Genomic DNA, 22,126 nt, shown 5'->3' with positions numbered 1-22,126 from the left:
TTCAAGCGTTGCCGGGCGGCAGGGGCGTGGACGCGCCATGCCGCGCCCGTCTACGAGGAGCCCCCGATGTTGTCAGTTCTGCGTCCCGATGCCCCCGCGAGCTTTGCGCCTTCGCCCCGCCCCTCGGTGTTCCGCCGCATGCGGTCCGCGCTCGTCGCCGTCGCCCTGGCCACGACGCTTTCGGGATGCGGCGCGATCAACCGGGTGCCGACGCTGGAAGAGAACGCGAAATCCTCGTGGAGCGAGGTTCAGAACCAGTACCAGCGTCGCGCCGACCTGATCCCGAACCTCGTCGAGACGGTGAAGGGCTACGCCCAGCAGGAGAAGGACGTCCTCGTCGGCGTCACGGAAGCGCGTGCCAAGGCGTCGAGCGTGAAGGTCGATGCCTCCACCGTCTCCGATCCCCAGAAGTTCAAGGAATTCCAGGACGCCCAGAACCAGCTCTCCGGAGCGCTGGGCCGTCTCCTCGTCACCGTGGAGCGTTATCCCGACCTCAAGTCGAACCAGAACTTCCTGGCGCTGCAATCCCAGCTGGAGGGCACCGAGAACCGGATCGCCGTGGCGCGGCGCGACTATATCGGCGCGGTCCAGGCCTACAACACCGAGGTCCGCACCATCCCGGGCCGCTGGATCGCCGCGTGGTTCTATCCCGAAGCGAAGCCCATGGAGACGTTCGCGGCGACGCCCAATTCGGACAAGCCGCCGACCGTGAAGTTCTAGGGCCGTGACGAGGGTCGCGGTTCTTCGACGGGGTGCGGGCGCGCCGTTCGCGGCGCTCGTCGTCGTCTTCCTCGCCGCCTTCGCCCTTCTGGCTCGCGGCGAGGCCCTGGCGGCGGAGCCGACCTTCCCGGCCCTCAGCGGCCGGGTCGTGGATGCCGCCGGCATCCTCAAGCCGGACGAGACAGTCGCGCTCGAAGCGCAGCTGAAGGCCTACGAGGAGAAGACCTCCGATCAGGTCGTCGTGGCGACGGTGCCGAATCTCCAGGGACTGACGATCGAGGATTACGGCAACCGGCTGTTCCGCGCATGGGCCATCGGCCAGGCCAAGACCAACAACGGCGCGCTCCTCCTCGTGGCACCCAACGACCGCAAGGTCAGGATCGAGGTCGGCTACGGCCTCGAAGGGGCGCTCACCGACGCCCTGTCGAAAGTCATCATCACCACGTCCATCACGCCGCGCTTCAAGGCGGGCGATTACGGCGGCGGCATCAAGGCCGGCGTCGATGCCATGCTGTCGATCCTCAGCGGCGACGCCGACGAGTGGCAGCGCCAGGGCAAGGGCCAAGGTAAGGGCCAGGGCAAGGTGCGAAGCGACGAAGCCGCGCCGTCCCACGTCGTCGGCTTCATCGTCCTGTTCCTGGTGATTCTGTTCGTCGTGCACCGGATGAACCGTGGCCGCCGCGGCGGCGGCTTCATCATCCTGCCCGGCCCATCCTCCGGGGGATGGAGCGGCGGCGTCTCCGGCGGCTTCGGGGATGGCGGCGGATTTTCGGGCGGCGGCGGCTCATCGGGAGGGGGCGGCGCCTCCGGGGATTGGTAGGATGCTGAACAGCACCGACAGGACGCGCATCGCCGAGGCGATCGCCACGGCGGAATCGGCGACATCGGCGGAGATCGTGGTTCTCGTGGCCGCCCGCGCCGGCCTCTACCGGTCGGCCGCGCTGGTGCCGGCGCTGGCCCTCGGGCTCGCGGCGCCCTGGCCGCTGATCCTGCTCACCCCGTGGAGTGCCGCGTCGATCGCCCTGGCGCAGGCCGCCATCGTCCTGGCGGCCCTCGCCGCCGCCGCCCATCCGCGCGCGCGCCTTCTCCTCGTTCCACGCTCGATCCGCCGGGCGAGGGCGCACGAGGCGGCATCGCGGGAGTTCTCCGCCCGCGGATTGGCGCGGACACGCGGGCGCACCGGCATCCTGATCTACCTCGCCGTCGCCGAAGGCCATGCGGAGATCGTCGCCGATTCGGGCATCGCTGCGCGGATTTCGCCGGCGGCGTGGTCGTCGGCCATCGAGACGCTGCTGTCGTCCCTGCGTCGCGGCGCGGCGGCCGACGGTCTCGTCTTGGCCGTGGAGGGGATCGGCGCGATCCTTGCGCGGCACCTGCCGCGCCGGGCGGGGGATATCGACGAGTTGCCGAACCGGGTGATCGTCACGGACTGACAGCGTCCGTGACATTGTATTTTTTACTCTGGCCCCGAAAGAATTTTTGAGCGAGAAGAACCGTGACGATCCGCCATCAAGGACGGGTTGCGGGAGCGAGACGTCGATGGGTGCTATACAGAAGCACGGGCCCTGGGCCCTTGTCGGTGCTTTGGGCGCGGCGGCCCTGGCGATCGTCGCCACGAGCCGCGGCGAATCGATCAACGCCCTGTGGATCGTCGTGGCCGCGGTCTGCGTCTATCTCATCGCCTATCGCTATTACTCGCTCTACATCTCCGACAAGGTGATGCAGCTCGATCCGAGCCGCAAGACCCCGGCCCACCGTCACAACGACGGTCTCGACTACGTCCCCACCAACAAGACCGTCCTGTTCGGTCACCATTTCGCGGCGATCGCGGGGGCGGGTCCCCTCGTGGGACCGGTCCTGGCCGCGCAGATGGGCTACCTGCCCGGCATGCTCTGGATCCTGGCGGGCGTCGTGCTCGCGGGCGCGGTGCAGGACTTCATGATCCTGTTCATCTCCATGCGCCGCGACGGGCGCTCCCTCGGTGAGCTGATCCGGGCGGAGCTCGGCGTGATCCCCGGCGTCATCGCGCTGTTCGGCACCTTCATGATCATGGTGATCCTCCTCGCCGTCCTGGCGATGATCGTGGTCAAGGCACTGGCCGAAAGCCCCTGGGGCACCTTCACGGTGGCGGCCACGATCCCGATCGCGATCCTGATGGGCCTCTACGCGCGCTTCATCCGGCCGGGCAGGATCGGCGAGGTCTCGATCCTCGGCTTCGTCCTGCTCATGGCCGCGATCATCGGCGGCGGTCAAATCAACGAGCACCCGGTCTGGGGACCGGCCTTCACCTTCACCGGTACGCAGCTCACCTGGATGCTGATCGGCTACGGCTTCGTCGCCTCGATCCTGCCGGTCTGGCTGCTGCTGGCCCCGCGCGACTACCTCTCGACTTTCCTCAAGATCGGCACCATCATCGGCCTGGCCCTGGGCATCGTCGTGGTCGCCCCGCATCTGCAGATGCCGGCCATGACGAAATTCGTCGACGGCACTGGCCCGGTCTGGGCGGGCTCCCTGTTCCCGTTCCTGTTCATCACCATCGCCTGCGGCGCGGTCTCGGGCTTCCACGCGCTGATCTCGTCGGGCACGACCCCGAAACTCATCGACAACGAAGCCGACACCCGCTTCATCGGCTACGGCGGCATGCTCATGGAGAGCTTCGTCGCGATCATGGCGCTCGTCGCCGCCAGCGTGATCGATCCGGGCATCTACTTCACCATGAACTCGCCTGGCGCCCTGCTCGGCACCTCCGCCGAGAGCGCGGCCGCCGCGGTGACCAATCTCGGCTTCCCGATCTCCGCCGATCTGATCACCCAGACCGCCAGGGATGTCGGCGAGCATTCGATCATCTCGCGCACCGGCGGCGCCCCGACCCTCGCCGTCGGCATGGCCCACATCATCTCGTCGGCCGTCGGCGGCAAGACGATGATGGCCTTCTGGTACCACTTCGCGATCCTGTTCGAAGCCCTGTTCATCCTCACCGCCGTCGATGCCGGCACGCGGGCGGGACGCTTCATGCTGCAGGATCTGCTCGGCCTGATCTCGCCGACCTTCAAGGACACCTCGGCCTGGGCGCCCAGCATCCTGGCCACGGCCCTCTGCGTCTCGGCCTGGGGCTACTTCCTCTACCAGGGCGTCACTGACCCGCTCGGCGGCATCTACACCCTGTGGCCGCTGTTCGGCATCTCGAACCAGATGCTGGCGGCCGTGGCGCTGACGCTGGCCACCGTGGTGATCTTCAAGATGAAGCGCGAGCGCTACGCCTTCGTCACGATCATCCCCACCGTCTGGCTGTTGATCTGCACGCTCACGGCGGGCTGGCAGAAGATCTTCTCGGCCGATCCCAAGATCGGCTTCCTGTCCCATGCCGACCGGTTCTCGGCGGCGATCGCCGAGGGCAAGGTGCTGGGTCCGGCCAAGAACATGGCCGACATGCACAAGATCGTCTTCAACGACCGGATCGACGCGGCGCTCGCGGTGATGTTCGTCGGCCTCGTGGTGGCCATCGCCGTCTTCGGCGTCCAGGCCTGCCTGAAGGCCTACAGGGCCGACCGCTGGACGGCCCTCGAAAGCGGCGGCCCGTCCCCCGTCCCGGCGGAGTAAGCACCATGGCGCTGTCGTCGACGGAGTTGCGGGACCGGCTCAAGACCTTCTCGAAATGCGTCTGCGACGGCGCTCGCCTCATGGTGGGGCAGGGCGATTACGAAGCCTATGCCGCCCATATCCGCCGGACCCATGTCGACCAGGAGCCGATGACCGAGCGGGAGTTCTACCGCAACCGGGAGAATGCCCGATTCGGCGTCGGCAACCGGAACGGCTTCCGCTGCTGCTGATCCGCCGGGTCACCTTGAATGACCCGGTAGCCGGCAAGATAGACCTTGCTCTCGTCTGCGATCATGCAACGAAAACCTTTCGCATACTGGGACTTCGATAGAGATTCGAAGACCGGAGCGGGACATTTCGGCAAGACCGGCATCCCCATACTTGATGCGAGCGAGAGCAGGGCGGTCGAAAGTTGCAGCGGCGGGTGGCTTCGACTGAGACGATAGGCTTATATGTCGCCTCCCGAGAGAGGAGGTGTCATGTCGCAGCCACCACTGACCGAGACGCGATCCGGGATGGACCGCTCCGGCGCGATCACCTTCGACAGGTCCTTGAAGGGGCTCACCGGCATCGCCGTCCGCGGCTTTCTCCTGTCCCTCGTCACCTTCGGCATCTACCGGTTCTGGTACGTCACCGACCTGCGGCGCTACTTCTGGAACCGGACGATCGTCGACGGCAGCCCGGCCGAATATACCGGGACCGGCAAGGAACTGTTCCTCGGCTTCCTCGTCGCCATCGCCATCCTGATCCCCGTCTACGTTCTGATCTTCGTGGCGACGATCTCCGCGCCCTGGCTCGCGGCCTTCGGCAGCGTCCTGTCCTTCCTCATCCTCTTCGTCCTCGGTCAATTCGCGGTCTATCGCGGCCGGCGCTACCGCGCCTCGCGCACCCTGTGGCGCGGCATCCGCCTCGGACAGGACGGATCGGCGATCACCTATGCGCTGATGGCCATCGGCTGGTCGCTGCTGACGCTTGCCACCCTCGGCCTCGCCTTCCCCTTCATGCGCGCGAGCCTGGAACGGTACCGGATCAACCATACCTTCATCGGGTCGAGCCGGATGGACTCCACGGCGCGCGGGCGCTCGCTCCTGCTGCCCTGGCTGACGTTCTACGTGGTTGTTCTCCTGCCCGTCGCCGCCGCCCTGATCGCCTTCCTCGTGGCCGCCGATTTCACCATCCCCGACGACCTGTTCATCCCCAAGGAGGGGGGCAAGCCCGGCGAGACGGAGTTCAACAGCGACTACGACGGCACGCCCATCGCCACCTTCGGGACGCTCCTCCTCAGCACGCTGGGCATCACGATTCCCCTCGGGCTCCTGCTCATCCCGTTCTACCGGGCGCGGGAGACGCGGCTCTTCATGAATGCGGCCAGCCTCGGCCCCGTGCGGCTGCGCTCGACCCTGAAGGCCCGCCAGTTCTACTGGCCCTATTTCGTCTACCTCCTCTCCGTCATCGGCTTCGTGTTGATCCTCGGCCTCGTCCTCGGGGGCGCCGGCCTGCTCCTCCGGGCCCGGGGCATGGAAAGCGGATTCCACTGGGCGATCGTCTTCGTCACGGTGTTCGGCTACCTCGGCGGTGCGCTGTTCTTCGCGGTGCTCCATGTCCGGGTCATCACGGCGCGCCTCTGGGCGGCGGTCGCGACCACGACGGTGGTCGAGAATGCCGGCGGCCTCGATGCCGTGCTCGCGTCGAGCCGGCGCGTGGACAGCGGCCTCAACGAAGGTCTCGCCGACGCGCTGGATGTCGGCGGCGCCCTCGAGATCGGGTTCTAGTGCGAGCCCCCGCCGTCCAGGGCACGTATTTCGACGGGTTGAGCGCCAGGGCCCATCCGGTCACCCTCGTCCTCGAGGACAGTCTCGAGATCAACGGGCGCGACCTGCGCCTCGCCTGGCCCCTCGCCGACCTCGCGGCCGGCGATACGGCGCGTCCGCTCATGCGGATCGGCCCGGCGGGGCATGGCGCCCGCGTCGAGTTCACCGACGGGGCTCTCGCCGCCGCCCTCGAGGAACGCTGTCCCGACCTGTACCGGACCGATCCCTCCGCGTCGGGCGGTCGCCTGCGCCTCGTGCTGTGGTCGATCGCGGCCGGGATTTCGGTGATCGGCCTGGCGATCTACGGTGTCCCGGCCATCGCGGTCCGACTGGCGCCGGTGGTTCCGGCGGCGATCGAGGCGCGGCTCGGCGGGGCGGTGGACGGGCAGATCGGCAAGATCCTGGGCGACCCGCCGGTCTGCGACGACGCCCCGGCGCGGGCCGTCCTCGACCGCCTGATCGAGCGGATGACGGCGGATGCCGGCCTGCCGGTGGATCCGGCGATCACAGTGCGCCGGCACGCCGTCGCCAACGCCCTGACCCTTCCCGGCGGGCGGGTCGTCGTCCTGTCGGACCTCATCGACCAGTCCCGGACGCCGGACGAGTTCGCCGGTGTGCTGGCCCACGAATTCGGCCATGTGGCCGCGCACGATCCCATGCGCGCGCTGCTGGCGGCGAGCGGAAGCTCGTTCCTCCTGAGCCTCGTACTCGGCGACCTCACCGGATCCACGATCATCGTCGCGGTGGGACAGGCCGCCATCTCGGCCGGCTATTCCCGAGAGGCCGAAAACGCGGCGGATTCCTATTCGGTGGAGTTCATGCGCCGGTCGGGCGGGGATGCCACGGCGCTGGCGACCATCCTGGAACGCATCGCCAAGGACGAGGACAAGGACGACGGCAAGGCCGAGTTCGCGAGCCTGCTCCGCAGCCATCCCTTCACGACGGAGCGCGCGACCCGCATCCGCGCGATGGCGGGCACGGAGACGGTCGGCCGGCGCATCCTCGACGAGACGGAATGGGCGACGCTCAAGGGCATCTGCCGCAACGTCCCGCCCAAAACCGCGAAATAGGCGCGGTCCCGGGCGGGGCGTGTTCGCGCGCCGGTTACATCCGGAAACAAATATCCCGTCCCGGTCCGCCGCTTGCGTCGCGGCGTCACGGCTACAGATCACCTCGTGGCATGCGACGAACGTGGTACACCAGCCCGAACAGGTTTGCGCGGATACCGAATGGGCCTCGTCCAGTATGCTCTGAAGTTTCGCATCACGATCTACGTGCTGGCCGTGCTGATGATGCTCGGCGGCGCGGCCTCGGTGATCGTGGCGCCCAAGGACGTGCTGCCCACCGTGGACATCCCGGTGGTCGTGGTGGTGTGGACGTATACCGGCCTCTCGACCTCCGAGATGGAGCGGCGCATCACGACCTATGCCGAGTTCTCGCTCTCCAACAACGTCAACAACATAGCCCGGATGGAATCGACGACGCTGCAGGGCACGGCGATCCAGAAGGTGTATTTCGACCAGTCGGTGAGCATCGACCTCGCCATCGCCCAGACCGTCTCGGCGATGAACTCGATCCGCTCGACCATGCCGCCGGGCGTGCAGCCGCCCATCGTCCTGCGGTTCTCGGCCTCCTCCGTCCCGGTGATCCAGCTCTCCCTCTCCTCCACGAGCGAGAGCCTGACCAAGGTCTACGATTACGCCCAGTACCGCATCCGCCAGCGCCTGACCCAGGTGCCGGGCTCGACGCTGCCCTCGCCCTTCGGCGGCACGCCGCGCCAGATCATGGTCGATCTCGACCTCCAGGCCCTGCGGGCTCTGGGCCTGACGGCGCTGGACGTCACCAACGCCATGACGGCGCAGAACCTCACCGTGCCCTCCGGCCTCGCCAAGATCGGCGAGCAGCAATATCCGATCCAGCTCAACGCCACGCCGGACGCCATCGAGGCGCTCAACCAGGTGCCGATCCGGGTGGTGGGCGGACAGCCGGTTCTGGTGCGCGACGTCGCCAACGTCCGCGACGGCGGCCCGCCGCAGGTGAACATCGTGCGGGCCGACGGCCTGAACTCGGTGCTGATGCGCATCTTCAAGAACGGCACCGCCTCGACCCTCGACGTGGTCAACAACGTAAAGAAGGCCCTGCCGGACATCCGCGCCGCCGCCCCCGAGGGCATGGCCCTGCGGGAATTGTTCGACCAGTCGGTCTTCGTCTCCGCCGCCATCGAGGGCGTGATCCACGAGGCGGTCATCGCCGCCGCGCTCACCGGCCTAACGATCCTGCTGTTCCTCGGCTCATGGCGCTCCACCATCGTGGTGCTCGTCTCGATCCCGCTCTCGATCCTGACCTCGCTCGCGATCCTCACGGCCCTCGGCGAGACCATCAACGTCATGACGCTGGGCGGTCTCGCCCTGGCGGTGGGCATCCTCGTGGACGACGCCACGGTGGCGATCGAGAACACCTATCGCCTGTTCGAGGAGGGCGAGCCGTTCCGCAAATCCGTGGTGGAGGGGGCGGCGGGCATCGCCAAGCCGGCCCTGATCTCGACCCTCTCGATCTGCGCCGCCTTCGTCTCGGTCTTCGCGCTGACGGATACGCCGAAATACCTGTTCACCCCGCAGGCCCTGGCGGTCGTGTTCGCGATGCTGACCTCCTATGTCCTGTCGCGCACCCTGGTGCCGGTGCTGATCGACGTGCTCGTCGCGCGGGAATACGAGGAGCATCACGGCAAGGGCGGGGAGGCTCCGCGGCGGGGCCGCATCGCCCGTGCGCTGGGGTGGCTGTTCGGGCCGCTCTTCCGCCTCGCCGGCCGATTCCGCCAGGGGTTCGAGGCGCGCTTCGCCCGCTTCCATCGCGCCTATCTCGGCCTGCTGCACGTGGTCCTGCGCCGCCGGGTCGTCACGCTCGCCACCGTCGCGGTGATCTTTGCGGGCACGGCGGGCCTGTTCGGCTTCGTCGGGCAGGATTATTTCCCGCAGGTCGAATCGAGCCAGATGACGCTGCACCTGCGCACCCGGCCGGGCATGCGCATCGAGACCGCCTTGCAGACCTTCGCGCAGGTCCAATCGGTGGTCCGTGAGGTCATCCCCGAGGGGGAGATCGATCAGGTTCTCGACAATCTCGGCCTGCCCGCGAACAACTACAATTTCGCCTTCTCGGACGGATCGTTCGTCGCCAACAACGACGGGCAGATGCTCATCAACCTGAAGGAAGGGCACGGCTCGGTCGCCGGCTACACCAAGCGCCTGCGCGAGGTGCTGCGCGAGCGCTTTCCCGACCTGATCGTCTATTTTCAGCCGTCCGACATCATCACGCAGATCCTCAATTTCGGCACGCTGGCGCAGATCGACATCCAGGTCTCGGGCCGCAACACCGCCAAGGACCTCGCCGCCGCGCAGAACATCGTCCGCCGCCTCAAGGAGACGCGCGGGGCGGTGGACGTGCATCTCCACCAGATCGTCGGCACGCCGCAATTCTTCGTGGACGTGGACCGGCGCCTCGCCTCGGAGCTCGGCGTCACCGAGCAGCAGATCGCGCAAGGGCTCAACGTCTCCCTGTCGGGCTCCTTCCAGGTGACGCCGAACTTCTGGACCGACCCGAAAACCGGCATTCCCTACCAGCTCTGGGTCCAGACGCCGGAATACCGCAACGACAGCCTCACCGCGATCCAGAACACGCCGCTCCTCGTCAGCGGCAATTCCGACGCGCCGGGCGTGCTGACGCTGCTCTCCAGCGTCTCGACCATGCGCCGGGAGGGGTCGCAGACGGTGATCAACCACGTCAACACGCAGCCGACCTTCAACATCTACGCCGCGGTGCAGGATTCCGATCTCGGTTCGGTGGCGAAAGACATCCGCCGGATCGTCGAGGAGGAACAGAAGGCCCTTCCGGCGCCGGACAAGATCACCGTGCGCGGGCAGATCGAGAACATGCAATCGGCCTTCTTCCGCATGGGAATCGGCCTCTCCATCGCCCTGGTGGCGGTCTACCTGCTCATGGCGGTGAACTTCCAGAGCTGGGGCGATCCCCTGGTGGTGCTGGCGGCGCTCCCGCTCGCCTTCTGCGGGATCGTGGCGAGCCTGTTCATCACCGGCACCACCTTCTCGATTCCCTCACTCTTCGGGGCGATCATGTCCGTGGGCATCGCGTCGGCCAACTCGATCCTCCTCGTCACCTTCGCCAAGGAGCACCGGGAGGCGACGGGCTGCAGCGCGGCGGAGGCGGCCCTGCTCGCGGGCGAGACCCGGCTGCGGCCGGTGCTGATGACGGCGGGCGCGATGTTCTTAGGGTTGATCCCCATGGCGCTCGGCACCGGGGAGGGCGGGGAGCAGAACGCCGCCCTCGCCCGCGCCGTGATGGGCGGCATCGCCATCGGTACGCCGTCGACCTTGCTCTTCGTGCCCTTCCTCTACACCCTCCTCAGGCGGGGTGAGGTCAAGCCGCTGCAGGATTACGCATGAGCGGGAACAGCCCTGGTGACGCGAACGATGGGAAGACCGGCACGGTGACGGCTCAGGGTTCGGGTCATGATGGTTCGGCTCATGGGTCCGGACGGGGCCCGGCGGAGATCCCGCCGCCACCGGGGAAGGGGCCGTTCCTCGTCGCCGGGCTGATTGCCGTCGGCCTGTTCGGCTGGGGTGGCTATGGCCATTGGCAGAAGGGTGCCGCGGCCGAGGAGACGCAGCGCAAGGCCCGGGATTTCGTGCCGAAGCTCAGGACCATCGCGGTGGAGCGGGCCGACCAGCCCATCGACATCACCCTGCCCGGACAGACCGATGCCTTCGCCAGGGCGTCCCTGTTCGCCCGTGCCACGGGCTACATCGCCGAGCGCCGGGTCGATATCGGCACGCGGGTGAAGCAGGGCGACATCCTCATCCGCATCGCCGCCCCCGATCTCGACCAGCAGCTGGCACAGGCCCAGGCGCAGGTGGGCCAGCTTGAAGCCCAGCTCCTCCAGGCCAGGGCCATGGTCGACCAGGCGAAGGCCAACGTGAATCTCGCCACCGCCACCAACAGCCGCACCTCGACCCTCGCCGTGCAGGGCTGGGCCTCGAAGCAGAACGCGGACAATTCCCAGGCGAGCGTCCTGAGCCAGGGTGCGAGCCTCGCCTCGGCGGAGGCGGGGGTGAAGGTGGCGGAGGCCAACATCAAGGCGCAGCGCGCCACCGTGGACCGCCTGAAGGCGCTGACCGGCTTCAAGGACGTGATCGCCCCCTTCGACGGCGTCGTCACCGCCCGCAGCGTCGATGTCGGCGATCTCGTCCAGGCCGACGGCACCGGCACCGCCCTGCTGTCCATGGACCGGGACGACCTCCTGCGCGTGGTCGTCAACGTGCCCCAGAATCTCGCCGTCGGGGTAGATCCGGGCGTCGCCGCCACGATCAAGGTGCCGCAGATCCCGGACCGCACCTTCTCCGGCAAGGTCGAGCGCAGTTCGGTGGCCCTGCTGACCTCCTCCCGGACCCTGACCACGCAGGTGGACGTCCCCAACCGCGACGGCAGCCTGCGGCCCGGCCTCTACGTCTACGTGACGCTCAAGGTGCCGCGGACGGGACGGAACACGGTCATCCCGGCCGAGGCCCTGGTCTTCAATCAGCACGGCACGCAGGTCGCCATCTCCCGCGACGACGGCACGGTGGAATGGCGCGGCGTCCACATCCAGCGCGACCTCGGCACCACCATCGAGATCGACCAGGGCCTGGACGGGGGCGAGCAGCTCGTGCTGAGCCCGCCCGTGGACCTGCATGACGGGCAGACGATGGAGCGCCAGCCGTCGAAGCAGGACGGCAAGGCGCTGAAATCCGCCGCGCGGTGATGCCGCCTGGAAGAGGGGGCAACCCGGCCAAGCCGTTCGGCCGGTTCCATCGCCTGGGGTGGATGAGGTAGAGACACCCGTTCCCGCGCAAGTTTGGGCGCGACGTCCGGAACGTCTCCGCGCATGCTCCACCGCCCCGCCTCGGACACCCTCGATCGCGCCCAGGTGGCGGCGATCACCGCCGCGATCACCTGCGTGGCGGTGGTCGGCATCGGACTCAGCCTGTCGATCCCGCTCCTCTCCCTCGAGATGGAGCGCATGGGCGTGTCGAGCACGGTCATCGGCGTCAACACGGCGCTGGCGGGTCTGGCCAGCATCGTCACCGTGCCGTTCGTGCCGCGTCTGGCCGCCCGGATCGGCGTCGTGCGCTTCCTCATCCTGGCGATCTGCACCGGCGCGGCCTCCCTCGTCGGGTTCAAGCTGCTCCACGACATCCGCTGGTGGTTCCCCCTCCGCTTCGTCTTCTCGGCGACGCTGGGCGTGCTCTTCGTGCTGTCCGAGTTCTGGATCAACGAGGTGGCGCCCCCGGCGCGGCGCGGCCTCGTCATGGGCATCTACGCGACGGTGCTGGCGCTGGGCTTCGCGGTGGGACCGACCCTCCTCGTCCTCATCGGCACCCAGGGCTATGCGCCGTATGGCGCCGGCGCCGCCCTGTTCCTGCTCGGCACCGTGCCCATCGCCCTGGCGCGCGGCCTGGCGCCGTCGATCGAGGGCACGGGGAGCCGCGGCTTCCTCGGCTATGTCCGGTTGGCGCCGGCCGCCATCTTTGCGGCCCTGGTCTACGGCGCCGTCGAGACCGGGGGATTCGCCATCCTGCCGCTCTACGGCCTCCGGATCGGGCTCGATGCCGAGAGTGCCGCCGGTCTCGTCAGCATGCTCGCCCTCGGACACGTCCTGTTCCAGATCCCGTTCGGCCTCTTGGCCGACCGGTTCGACCGCCGCCACCTCCTCCTCGCCTCCGCCGTCGGCGGTGCGATCGGCGCGGCGCTGATCCCGGCGGCCTCGACCTCCCCGGCATGGCTCGCCGTCCTCCTGCTGATCTGGGGCGGCTTGACCGGCACGCTGTACACTGTCGGGCTGGCCCATCTCGGAGCCAGCGTGCGCGGGGCCGAACTCGCCGGAGCGAACGCCGCCTTCCTGATCTTCTACAATATCGGCCTGATGGTCGGGCCTCCGATCATCGGCGGCGGCATGGACCTGATGCCCCCCCAGGGCTTCGCCCATGCCATGTGCGGCATACTCGTCGCCTATGCCGGCCTCGTCCTCTGGCGGCTTCGAACGACCGCCCCGGCCTTGACGAAGTGAGCCCGATGAGGCAATGACCGCGCGGAATTCAGCCGGTCCGTGCCGGCCATTTTGCGTTTCGCTCAAGCGGAATGCCGCCATCTTCAGGAGCACCGCGCCATGGCCAAGGCCGTCACCGTTAAAGTCAAGCTGATCTCGACCGCCGACACCGGCTACTTCTACGTCACGAAGAAGAACTCCCGGACGCAGACCGAGAAGCTGTCCATGAAGAAGTACGACCCCGTCGTGCGCAAGCATGTCGACTTCAAGGAAACCAAGATCAAGTAAGCGGCGTCTCCGCATCGAGACGGCATAAAAAAAGCCGCCCTTTCGGGGCGGCTTTTTCCGTTGATGCAGGGCGCTGGGTTTACAGCGACGAGGTCGGGTAGGAGCGCACGCCGGGACGGGCACCGGGAAGCGTCGTGGCATCGGACGGCGTCGTGGTCGGCGCGGTCCAGCCATCGGCCTTCCAGCCCTCGGCGCGCTCGGTGACGTTCACCGAACCGTGCTCTTCGAGTACGTCCATCACCTGCGACGCGCGGAGATCGTCGGTCTTGACGGTCACCAGCGTTCCGCCGCGACGCACGCCCTCGCTGTAGGTGTGGGCATCCGCCTCGCTCAAGCCGGCGCCGGTGAGGCCGCCGACGAGGCCACCGGCCGCGGCACCGATGCCGGCACCGGCCAGGGTGGTCACGAGCCAGCCGGCGGCGACGACGGGGCCGACGCCCGGGATCGCCAGGAGTCCGAGCCCCGTCAGGAGGCCGGCCGCGCCGCCGAGCAGCGTACCGACGCCCGCGCCGGTGCCCGCACCCGTCGATGCCGTCTCGGCGGTGTCGGCGCGGGTATGATCGCCCGTCGTCACGCGCCCGGAATGCCGGTCGTTCTCGTTGCTGCTGACGATGCTGATGTCGCTGTGGCTGATGCCCGAGTTCTCGAGCTTGGCGACGGCCTTGCTGGCATCGTCGTAGGAATCGTAGAGTGCCGTGATGGTCTGGTTTGCCATGGGGTCGTTCCTCTCACTGTATCAACAGGCCGGCGACGTCCGAGGCGACGCTAGTTGGCCGCGACGTTGCCCTTGAAGTCGACGCCGACCGTGACGGCCTTGCCGTTGAGCGTCGCCGCGCCGCGCCAGATGCCCTTGTCGTCCTTCTTGAGTTCCTTGACGTCCTTGTAGCCTGCCTGCTCCAGGCGGCTCCGGGTCTGGCCCTCTGTGAAGCTGTTGGCGCCTTCCTCCAGCTTGGCGTTGGCCGCTGTCGCCTGTGTGGTGGCGGGGCGGTTCGCGTCGGGCTTGTCGGTGTTGGGCCGGGTCACGGATTCCTGACCGCCGGACTTGGCGCTCGTCTCGGCATCGGTGGCGGGCTTGCCGGTCACGGTGGTCTGCGCGTAGGCCGCGCTCGAGCCAAGGATCGCCACAAAGGCGAGTGTAGCCAGCTGATATCGCATAATAATCTCCCTCGATCGGACCCATTCAATTCCGAGGGAAGCCAAAGCGTTCCGTAGATATTATTCGACACTCGGCCCTTGACCGTAGCTCGGTTGGTTCCCGTCTCGAAAAATATTCAGCTTTACCATTGCGGCCCGGCTTTGGGCTGCGGGCGATGGCCTCGATGCCTGTCGAGATCGCCGGGTTCCTGCCCGCGATCTGAGGGAAGCGCTCCCGCCAAGGATGCTTCGTGTCGTTTCGGCACGTCACGGCTGTGTGAATGTACAACGATCGTGCCGCCAGATACCGAACGTCCAGGCGATGATCCGACCAGAGACACGGTCAGGCCCCGACATCGCGGCTCGAACACGGGTGGAAACGATGGCGACGTATAGCGTCTACGACAAAGTCGATTTTCGAACGCTGGATATCTGGCACCTCGATAAGACGGGCGGACTCTATTACGATCTCGACCCGGACGGATACGAACTCGATTTCAACGACAAGACGGCCATCCAGGTCCAAGGCCACGATCTGACTTACGCGAAGAACGGAGACCCGAAATCGGGGACGACGACGGCACTCGATTACGACGACGGCGCCGGCCTCTACAGCACACTGCGCGACATCGACGTGACGGTCGCCCACGAGCAGAAATACTTCGATCACAACGACACGCAATACGTCCTGAAGGACATCTTCGCCGGCGACGACACGATCAACGGATCGCGGTATTCCGACTACATCAACGGATATACCGGCGCCGATACGATGAAGGGCGGCGACGGTGACGACGTCTACATCGTCGACAATTCCGGCGATCGCGTCATCGAGCGGAGCCTGAATGGGGTCGACCTCGTCAAGTCCTCCGTGTCCTTCTCCATCGGCGGCCAGTTCATCGAGAACCTCACGCTCACCGGGACGTCGGCCATCAACGGCAGCGGCAACACCGGGGACAACGTTCTCACCGGTAATGGCGCCGCAAACACGTTGAAGGGCGGTGCGGGGGACGATGTCCTGATCGGCGGACGCGGCCGTGACGTCCTCGCCGGCGGGGCGGGCGACGATACCTTCCAGTTCACGTCCATCAAGGACAGCGCGGTGGGCACCGAGCACCGGGACCAGATCTCGGATTTCACCATCGGTGCGGACCATATCGATCTGCACCTGATCCAGGCCGTGACGGGTGCGACGGGCGACCAGCCTTTCAGCTTCATCGGCTACGCCGCCTTCAGCAAGCAGGCGGGCCAACTGCACGCCGTCGTTTCAGGCCATGCGACGATCGTGGAGGGCGACGTGAACGGCGACGGCAAGGCCGACTTCCAGATCTCCCTCAAGAACGTGGTGGATACCCTGCACGCCAGCGACTTCGTCCTGTAGCCGGCACTTCGATCTAAACGTCGAGCCGGGGCCGGGCCGTCATCCCGGCCCGGCAGACGCATCTGCGACGATGGAGTCTCGGCATTCGGCGATGACGGGCCTCGTGTTCCTGCGATAGAGCGGACGGAACCATCGCCGCGTTCCGCTGGGAACGCCGCACCCGCATCCGTCGCTGTGAGGAATCCGCCATGACCGCCGAGTTCGACGTCGATCTGTTCGTCATCGGTGGCGGCTCGGGGGGCGTACGCGCGGCCCGCATCGCGGCGGGCTACGGCGCGACGGTCAGCCTCGCCGAAGAGTACCGGATCGGCGGCACCTGCGTGATCCGCGGCTGCGTCCCGAAGAAGCTGATGGTCTATGCCGGCCGCTTCGCCGACGAGTTCGAGGACGCGGCCGGCTTCGGCTGGTCGGTGGGCGAGCCGCGTTTCGATTGGAGCGTCCTGAAGGCCCGGCGCGACGCCGAGGTCTCGCGCCTCGAATCGATCTACGACACCAATCTCGAACGGGCGGGCGTCACCGTGATCCCCGAGCGGGCCGTCATCGAGGATGCCCATACGGTCCGTCTCACCGGCTCGGGACGCCGCGTGCGGGCAAAGTACATCCTCGTGGCGGTGGGCGCGCATCCGGTGAAGGTCCCGGTCATTCCCGGCGGCGATCTCGGCATCACCTCCAACGAGGTCTTCGAGCTGGAGGCCTTGCCCGAGCGCATCCTCGTCATCGGGGGCGGCTACATCGCGGTGGAGTTCGCCAGCGTCTTCGCTCATCTCGGGTCGCGCACCACCCTGCTGCACCGGGGCGACCGCCTGCTGCGCGGCTTCGACGACGAGGTCCGCGACGCCCTCGGCGTCGCCTTCGACAAGCGCCTGGATCTCCGGCTCAACCAGACGGTGGAGCGTCTCGAACGGCGGGAGAGCGGCATCGCCGCGACCCTGGGCGACGGCAGCGTCGTCGAGGTCGATCAGGTCCTCGTCGCCACGGGGCGCAAGCCGGCGGTGGAGGGCCTCGGCCTGGAGAAGGTGGGCATTGCGCCCGACGAGAGCGGTGCGATCCCGGTGGATGCCTTCTCGCAGACCGGCGTGCCCTCGATCTACGCGGTGGGCGACGTCACCAACCGCGCCGCCCTGACGCCCATCGCGATCCGCGAGGGCCACGCCTTCGCCGATACGGTCTTCGGCGGCAAACCCTGGGCGGTGAACCACGACCTCATCGCCACGGCCGTCTTCTCGACGCCCGAGATCGGCACGGTCGGCCTCACCGAGGATCAGGCGCGCGAGCGGTTCGAGGCGATCGACATCTACAAGTCGAGCTTCCGCTCGATGAAGGCGACGCTGTCCAACAGTGCCGAGCGTGTCCTGATGAAGATCATCGTGGACGGCGCCAGCGACAGGGTGCTCGGCGTCCACATCGTCGGCCACGATGCCGGCGAGATCATCCAGGCGGTGGCCATCGCCGTGACGATGGGCGCGACGAAGGCCGATTTCGACCGGACCATCGCGGTGCATCCCACCGCCGGCGAGGAACTCGTCACCATGAGGGTGCCCGCCGTAACCAAGCGGCCGGAGGGAGTGGGTTAGAGCCGCACCCCGGAACAGGGACTCGGCGCTGCCGTTGGCTTGACGACCGAGAGAGCGTCAGAGGCCCTGTAAATGACCGACAAGATGGCGGAGCCCAAGATCGAAGCCTATGACGGGCCGGCCGGCGGCTGGGGCTCGGCGCAATCCCTCACCGAGATCCTGCTGCGGGAGGAGATCCCCGTGACCGGTGCGGCGCTGCTGATGAAGCAGAACAAGCCCGACGGCTTCATGTGCGTATCCTGCGCCTGGGCCAAGCCCGCCAAGCCGCTCACCTTCGAATATTGCGAGAACGGCGCGAAGGCCACGGCCTGGGAGCAGACCGCCAAGCGCTGCGGCCCCGACTTCTTCGCCAGGCACACCGTGACGGAACTCCGCGACTGGACGGACTACGCCCTGGAGGAGCAGGGCCGGCTCACGCACCCCATGCGCTACGACGCGGGCAGCGATCACTACGTGCCGGTCTCGTGGGAGGAAGCCACGGCGGCGATCGGCCGGGAATTGCGGGCCCTCGATCCGAAATCGGCGGTGTTCTACGCGTCGGGTCGCGCGTCCCTGGAGACGTCCTACATGTACGGGCTCTTCGCCCGGATGTACGGCCACAACAACCTGCCGGATTCCTCCAACATGTGCCACGAGCCGACGTCGGTCGGCCTCAAGGCGTCGATCGGCGTCCCCGTGGGAACGGTGGTGCTGGAGGATTTCGACACCACCGACCTGATCCTGTTCTTCGGCCAGAATGTCGGCTCGAACGCGCCCCGTATGCTGCATCAGTTGCAGGAGGCGCGCAAACGCCGGGTCCCGATCATCACCTTCAACCCCCTGCGCGAGCGCGGGCTCGAACGCTTCACCAACCCGCAGTCGGTGGTGGAGATGGCCACCCGCCATGCCACCGAGATCTCGACCCAGTACCATCAGGTGAAGGCGGGCGGCGATCTCGCGGCCATCACCGGGATGTGCAAGGCGCTCATCGCCGCCGACCGGGAGGCGCTTGGCGTCGGGCGTCCGGGCATCCTCGACCGGAGCTTCATCGACGAACACACTCACGGGTTCGAGGCCTTCGCCGCCTATTGCGAAAGCCAGGATTGGGCGGCCCTCGAAGGTCGGTCGGGCCTGACCCGCGCCGCCATCGAGGCGGCGGCCACCGTCTATGCCCGCGCGCGCGCCGTCATCGGCGTCTACGGCATGGGGTTGACCCAGCACCGCAAGGGCACGGAATCCGTGCAGATGCTCGTGAACCTCCTGCTCCTGCGCGGGAATATCGGACGGAAAGGCGCCGGTCCCTGTCCGGTGCGCGGCCATTCCAACGTCCAGGGCCAGCGCACGGTGGGGATCACCGAGAAGCCGGAACTCGCCCCCCTCGACATCCTGAAGGAGCAGTACGGTTTCGAGCCGCCCCGCGAGAAGGGCCTCAACACGGTGGAGGCGTGCGAGGGCATCGTCTCCGGCGCGGTGAAGGCCTTCGTCAGCCTCGGCGGCAACTTCGTCCGCGCGATTCCCGAGACGGAACGGATGGAGGAGGCGTGGCGGACCCTACGCCTGACCGTACAGATCTCGACCAAACTCAACCGCTCCCACCTCGTCAACGGCGAGGTCGCCTATATCCTGCCCTGCCTCGGCCGGATCGAGATCGACACCCAGGCCAGCGGGCCGCAGGCGGTCTCCATGGAAAGCTCGACCTCGTGCTTCCACGGTTCGTGGGGCAAGACGAAGCCGGTGAGCGATCAGGTGCGCTCGGAGCCCTGGATCGTGGCGGAAATCGCCAAGGCCACCGTCGCGCCGAACCCGAACGTGCCCTGGGACGCGTGGGTCGGCGACTATTCTCGGATTCGCGGGGCCATGGAGGCGACCTACCCCGCGGTGTTCCAGAATCTCGACGGCCGGATGTTCGAGCCCGGCGGCATCCACAAGCCCCTGGCCGCCCGCGACCGCCGCTGGGAGACGGAAACGGGCCGGGCCAATTTCACCGTGCCGGAGGGGATCGAGGCCGATCCCGACATGCCGCTGCGGAGCGCGGACGCCCTCGACCTCATCACTCTGCGCTCGAACGACCAGTTCAACACCACGGTCTACGGCTACGACGACCGCTTTCGCGGCGTGAAGGGCACGCGGACGATCCTGTTCATGAATGCCGGCGACATCGCGCGCCTGGGCTTCGCCGATGCCGAGATCGTCGATGTGACGACGGAGGCGGAAGACAGGGTCCGGTCGGTGAAGGGGCTCCGCATCGTCGCCTACAACATTCCGCCGGGCAACTGCGCGGGCTATTATCCGGAGCTCAATCCGCTGATCCCGCTCTGGCACCATGACGAGCAGGCGAAGACACCGGCCGCCAAGGCGATCCCGGTGCGGATCGCGCGCTCCGCCCCGGCGCTTCACGGCTGAGACCGCCCATCGCGCCCGGCACTTCCACCAGACGACGACGAGGAGACTCGTCGTCGTATGACCGCGACCGTGGGCGTCTGCCGAACGCGACGGTGCCGGCCATCGGCCGGGAACGGTGCCGCCTGGTATTACGGGCGAGGTGCGCCGGGCTCCCTTGTTTCGGGCGGCTTTCGCGCTCCATAACATGGGTATGGCAAAGAACGACGACGCGCACGACCGGCGCCAGGCGATCATCGACCGAATGCTGGAGCAGTCCCTGTTCCCGGAGGTCGACCGTCGTCTGCCGAGCCACGACGCCCTGCCGGAGGACATGCGCGACACGGTGGATCGCCTCCTCGCCAAGGCCGAGTCGCAGCGGGCGCGTCGTCTGACCTACGAGGATCTGGAGGAAGCCCTGCCTCCGCGCGACGTCACGGCCGAGGACCTCGAAGCGATCTTCTGGATCCTGTCGGAGCATGGCATCGCCGTGGAGGACGGCGAGGGGGAATAGGATCCCGTCCCCGATCGCGGGCGGCGCGCCTATCCGGCAACGCCTTGAGCTGGCGCACACCCATCTCCATCTCGGTGACAGACCTTGGCCTTATCGGGCGGGACCGCCTCGCAGCCCGCGCGTATCCCTCGCTTCTCTTCGAGAACCGCTCTATAAGCCGCGCTCTTCGCAAGGGATTCCCCCTTTCGTGAAGCCGGCCGAGAGGTGGACGGGAGATCATCATGGGCGAGCGTTGGACACCGAAGACTGGTTGGACGCCGAAATCGTGGCGCAACCTGCCGATCCAGCAGGTGCCGGCCTATCCGGATGCGGCTGCCCTGCAGGCGGTCGAGACCCAGCTCGCGAGCTTTCCGCCCCTGGTTTTTGCAGGTGAGGCGCGCAAGCTGAAATCCGCGCTCGCCCGCGTCTCCACCGGGGAAGCCTTCCTGCTCCAGGGCGGCGACTGCGCCGAGAGCTTCGACGAGCATTCGGCCGACAACATCCGCGACTTCTTCCGCGTCTTCCTGCAGATGGCCCTGGTGCTCACCTTCGCGGGCGGGTCCCCGGTGGTGAAGGTCGGCCGCATCGCCGGGCAGTTCGCCAAGCCCCGCTCCTCGCCCACCGAGACGATGGAGGGGGTGAGCCTGCCGAGTTATCGCGGCGACATCGTCAACGGCATCACCTTCTCCGAAGAGGCGCGCATCCCCGATCCGCGCCGACAGCTGGAGGCGTACCGCCAGTCGGCGGCGACGCTCAACCTGCTGCGCGCCTTCGCCACCGGCGGCTACGCCAACCTCGAGAACGCGCATCGCTGGATGCTCGGCTTCGTCAAGGACAGCCCGCAATCCTCGCGCTACCAGGACGTGGCGGAGAGGATGAGCGACGCCCTCGACTTCATGCGCGCCATCGGCATCAATCCGGAGACGCACCAAGAAGTCCGCACCACCGATTTCTTCACCAGCCACGAAGCCCTGCTGCTGGGCTACGAGGAAGCGCTCACCCGCGTCGATTCCACCAGCGGCGACTGGTACGCCACGTCCGGCCACATGCTCTGGGTCGGTGACCGCACCCGTCAGGCCGACCACGCGCATATCGAGTATGCGCGCGGCATCAAGAACCCGATCGGGCTGAAATGCGGGCCGTCGATGACCTCCGAGGGGCTGATCACGCTGATCGACCAGCTCAACCCGGAGAACGAGGCGGGCCGGCTGACCCTGATCTGCCGCTTCGGCGCGGACAAGGTCGGCGAGCATCTGCCCGGGCTGATCCGCACGGTGGAGCGCGAGGGTCGCAAGGTCGTGTGGGTCTGCGATCCGATGCACGGCAACACCATCGCGGCCGGCCGCTACAAGACCCGGCCGTTCGAGCGGGTGATGACGGAGATCGAGGGTTTCTTCGGCGTGCACCGGGCGGAAGGGACCATCGCCGGCGGCATTCACCTCGAGATGACCGGCAAGAACGTGACCGAATGCACCGGCGGCGCCCGCGCGCTGACGGCCGACGACCTGCAGGACCGCTACCACACCTATTGCGATCCCCGGCTCAACGCCGAGCAGGCCCTGGAAGTGGCGTTCCTCACGGCGGAACTGGTCAAGCGTGAGCGCGCCGAGATCGTCCGCCCACGCCTCGACGCCGCCGAGTAACGTCGAACCGGGGCAGACATACGAAAGA

At 67.5% G+C, this 22,126-nt stretch carries 18 protein-coding genes; 16 read left to right on the top strand and 2 right to left on the bottom strand.

The features are described from left to right. Positions 1–66: 66 nt before the first annotated feature. The 11 genes from MKK51_RS24225 (at position 67) to rpmG (ending at position 13,515) form a co-directional block, all read left to right on the top strand. Positions 67–720, top strand: a complete 654-nt coding sequence (locus tag MKK51_RS24225; RefSeq protein WP_409565759.1) for a LemA family protein — start codon at positions 67–69, stop codon at positions 718–720. 4 nt (positions 721–724) lie between these two features. Beyond that, entirely contained in the window at positions 725–1,540 is an 816-nt protein-coding gene (locus tag MKK51_RS24220) for a TPM domain-containing protein (protein ID WP_409565758.1), read from the top strand. Position 1,541: 1 nt separating this feature from the next. Then, positions 1,542–2,153 (top strand): TPM domain-containing protein, encoded by a 612-nt coding sequence (locus tag MKK51_RS24215; RefSeq protein WP_243981788.1) that lies wholly within the window; start codon positions 1,542–1,544, stop codon positions 2,151–2,153. 106 nt (positions 2,154–2,259) lie between these two features. Further along, positions 2,260–4,320, top strand: a complete 2,061-nt coding sequence (locus MKK51_RS24210) for a carbon starvation CstA family protein (protein WP_243981786.1) — start codon at positions 2,260–2,262, stop codon at positions 4,318–4,320. Positions 4,321–4,325: 5 nt separating this feature from the next. Beyond that, a complete protein-coding gene (locus MKK51_RS24205) occupies positions 4,326–4,550 on the top strand; it encodes a YbdD/YjiX family protein (RefSeq protein ID WP_227437273.1) in 225 nt (74 codons plus the stop codon). A 249-nt stretch (positions 4,551–4,799) separates the two neighbouring features. Next, a complete protein-coding gene (locus tag MKK51_RS24200) occupies positions 4,800–6,092 on the top strand; it encodes a YjgN family protein (protein WP_243981785.1) in 1,293 nt (430 codons plus the stop codon). After that, positions 6,092–7,201, top strand: a complete 1,110-nt coding sequence (locus tag MKK51_RS24195) for a M48 family metallopeptidase (RefSeq protein ID WP_243981783.1) — start codon at positions 6,092–6,094, stop codon at positions 7,199–7,201. The genes MKK51_RS24200 and MKK51_RS24195 overlap by 1 nt, the downstream gene beginning before the upstream one ends. A gap of 159 nt (positions 7,202–7,360) precedes the next feature. Then, entirely contained in the window at positions 7,361–10,588 is a 3,228-nt protein-coding gene (locus MKK51_RS24190; protein WP_243981781.1) for an efflux RND transporter permease subunit, read from the top strand. Next, entirely contained in the window at positions 10,585–11,943 is a 1,359-nt protein-coding gene (locus tag MKK51_RS24185; RefSeq protein WP_243981780.1) for an efflux RND transporter periplasmic adaptor subunit, read from the top strand. The genes MKK51_RS24190 and MKK51_RS24185 overlap by 4 nt, the downstream gene beginning before the upstream one ends. A 123-nt stretch (positions 11,944–12,066) precedes the next feature. Further along, on the top strand, positions 12,067–13,248 hold the full coding sequence (locus MKK51_RS24180; RefSeq protein ID WP_243981778.1) for an MFS transporter: 1,182 nt from the start codon (positions 12,067–12,069) through the stop codon (positions 13,246–13,248). Positions 13,249–13,347: 99 nt separating this feature from the next. Further along, a complete protein-coding gene (gene rpmG, locus MKK51_RS24175) occupies positions 13,348–13,515 on the top strand; it encodes a 50S ribosomal protein L33 (RefSeq protein WP_018044575.1) in 168 nt (55 codons plus the stop codon). Positions 13,516–13,594: 79 nt separating this feature from the next. On the opposite strand, the gene MKK51_RS24170 is transcribed toward rpmG, so the two are convergent. Beyond that, positions 13,595–14,230 carry a general stress protein gene (locus MKK51_RS24170; protein WP_243981776.1) on the bottom strand — a complete coding sequence of 212 codons (636 nt, stop codon included), beginning with the start codon at positions 14,228–14,230 and terminating at the stop codon, positions 13,595–13,597. 50 nt (positions 14,231–14,280) lie between these two features. After that, positions 14,281–14,670 (bottom strand): hypothetical protein, encoded by a 390-nt coding sequence (locus MKK51_RS24165; RefSeq protein WP_243981775.1) that lies wholly within the window; start codon positions 14,668–14,670, stop codon positions 14,281–14,283. A 361-nt stretch (positions 14,671–15,031) separates the two neighbouring features. Here MKK51_RS24165 and MKK51_RS24160 point away from each other — a divergent pair, with 361 nt between their 5' ends. The 5 genes from MKK51_RS24160 to MKK51_RS24140 all read left to right on the top strand — a co-directional run bounded on the left by MKK51_RS24160 (position 15,032) and on the right by MKK51_RS24140 (position 22,098). Further along, positions 15,032–16,030, top strand: a complete 999-nt coding sequence (locus MKK51_RS24160) for a calcium-binding protein (RefSeq protein ID WP_243981773.1) — start codon at positions 15,032–15,034, stop codon at positions 16,028–16,030. A gap of 188 nt (positions 16,031–16,218) precedes the next feature. After that, complete coding sequence (gene gor / locus MKK51_RS24155) at positions 16,219–17,604, top strand: glutathione-disulfide reductase (protein ID WP_243981771.1); 1,386 nt, start codon at positions 16,219–16,221, stop codon at positions 17,602–17,604. A gap of 84 nt (positions 17,605–17,688) precedes the next feature. Next, the gene (locus MKK51_RS24150) at positions 17,689–19,986 is read left to right on the top strand and encodes an FdhF/YdeP family oxidoreductase (RefSeq protein ID WP_243982267.1); all 2,298 of its coding nucleotides are present in this window, start codon (positions 17,689–17,691) and stop codon (positions 19,984–19,986) included. Positions 19,987–20,176: 190 nt separating this feature from the next. Next, positions 20,177–20,476, top strand: a complete 300-nt coding sequence (locus MKK51_RS24145) for an RNA polymerase sigma factor region1.1 domain-containing protein (RefSeq protein ID WP_243981764.1) — start codon at positions 20,177–20,179, stop codon at positions 20,474–20,476. A 221-nt stretch (positions 20,477–20,697) separates the two neighbouring features. Next, a complete protein-coding gene (locus tag MKK51_RS24140) occupies positions 20,698–22,098 on the top strand; it encodes a class II 3-deoxy-7-phosphoheptulonate synthase (protein WP_243981762.1) in 1,401 nt (466 codons plus the stop codon). Positions 22,099–22,126: the final 28 nt, after the last annotated feature.

The organism is Methylobacterium sp. E-045, from assembly GCF_022829685.1.
GTDB lineage: Bacteria > Pseudomonadota > Alphaproteobacteria > Rhizobiales > Beijerinckiaceae > Methylobacterium.
The sequence above is the reverse complement of the archived record's forward strand: the minus strand, read 5'-3'. Positions and strand labels throughout refer to the sequence as shown.

Excerpts from the sequence above, each read along its gene's own strand:
- MKK51_RS24225 (WP_409565759.1), top strand. The coding sequence starts at position 67 with ATGTTGTCAGTTCTGCGTCCCGATGCCCCCGCGAGCTTTGCGCCTTCG.
- MKK51_RS24215 (WP_243981788.1), top strand. The coding sequence starts at position 1,542 with ATGCTGAACAGCACCGACAGGACGCGCATCGCCGAGGCGATCGCCACG.
- MKK51_RS24210 (WP_243981786.1), top strand. The coding sequence starts at position 2,260 with ATGGGTGCTATACAGAAGCACGGGCCCTGGGCCCTTGTCGGTGCTTTG.
- MKK51_RS24205 (WP_227437273.1), top strand. The coding sequence starts at position 4,326 with ATGGCGCTGTCGTCGACGGAGTTGCGGGACCGGCTCAAGACCTTCTCG.
- MKK51_RS24200 (WP_243981785.1), top strand. The coding sequence starts at position 4,800 with ATGTCGCAGCCACCACTGACCGAGACGCGATCCGGGATGGACCGCTCC.
- MKK51_RS24190 (WP_243981781.1), top strand. The coding sequence starts at position 7,361 with ATGGGCCTCGTCCAGTATGCTCTGAAGTTTCGCATCACGATCTACGTG.
- MKK51_RS24185 (WP_243981780.1), top strand. The coding sequence starts at position 10,585 with ATGAGCGGGAACAGCCCTGGTGACGCGAACGATGGGAAGACCGGCACG.
- MKK51_RS24180 (WP_243981778.1), top strand. The coding sequence starts at position 12,067 with ATGCTCCACCGCCCCGCCTCGGACACCCTCGATCGCGCCCAGGTGGCG.
- rpmG (WP_018044575.1), top strand. The coding sequence starts at position 13,348 with ATGGCCAAGGCCGTCACCGTTAAAGTCAAGCTGATCTCGACCGCCGAC.
- MKK51_RS24170 (WP_243981776.1), bottom strand. The coding sequence starts at position 14,230 with ATGGCAAACCAGACCATCACGGCACTCTACGATTCCTACGACGATGCC.
- MKK51_RS24165 (WP_243981775.1), bottom strand. The coding sequence starts at position 14,670 with ATGCGATATCAGCTGGCTACACTCGCCTTTGTGGCGATCCTTGGCTCG.
- MKK51_RS24160 (WP_243981773.1), top strand. The coding sequence starts at position 15,032 with ATGGCGACGTATAGCGTCTACGACAAAGTCGATTTTCGAACGCTGGAT.
- gor (WP_243981771.1), top strand. The coding sequence starts at position 16,219 with ATGACCGCCGAGTTCGACGTCGATCTGTTCGTCATCGGTGGCGGCTCG.
- MKK51_RS24150 (WP_243982267.1), top strand. The coding sequence starts at position 17,689 with ATGGCGGAGCCCAAGATCGAAGCCTATGACGGGCCGGCCGGCGGCTGG.
- MKK51_RS24145 (WP_243981764.1), top strand. The coding sequence starts at position 20,177 with ATGGCAAAGAACGACGACGCGCACGACCGGCGCCAGGCGATCATCGAC.
- MKK51_RS24140 (WP_243981762.1), top strand. The coding sequence starts at position 20,698 with ATGGGCGAGCGTTGGACACCGAAGACTGGTTGGACGCCGAAATCGTGG.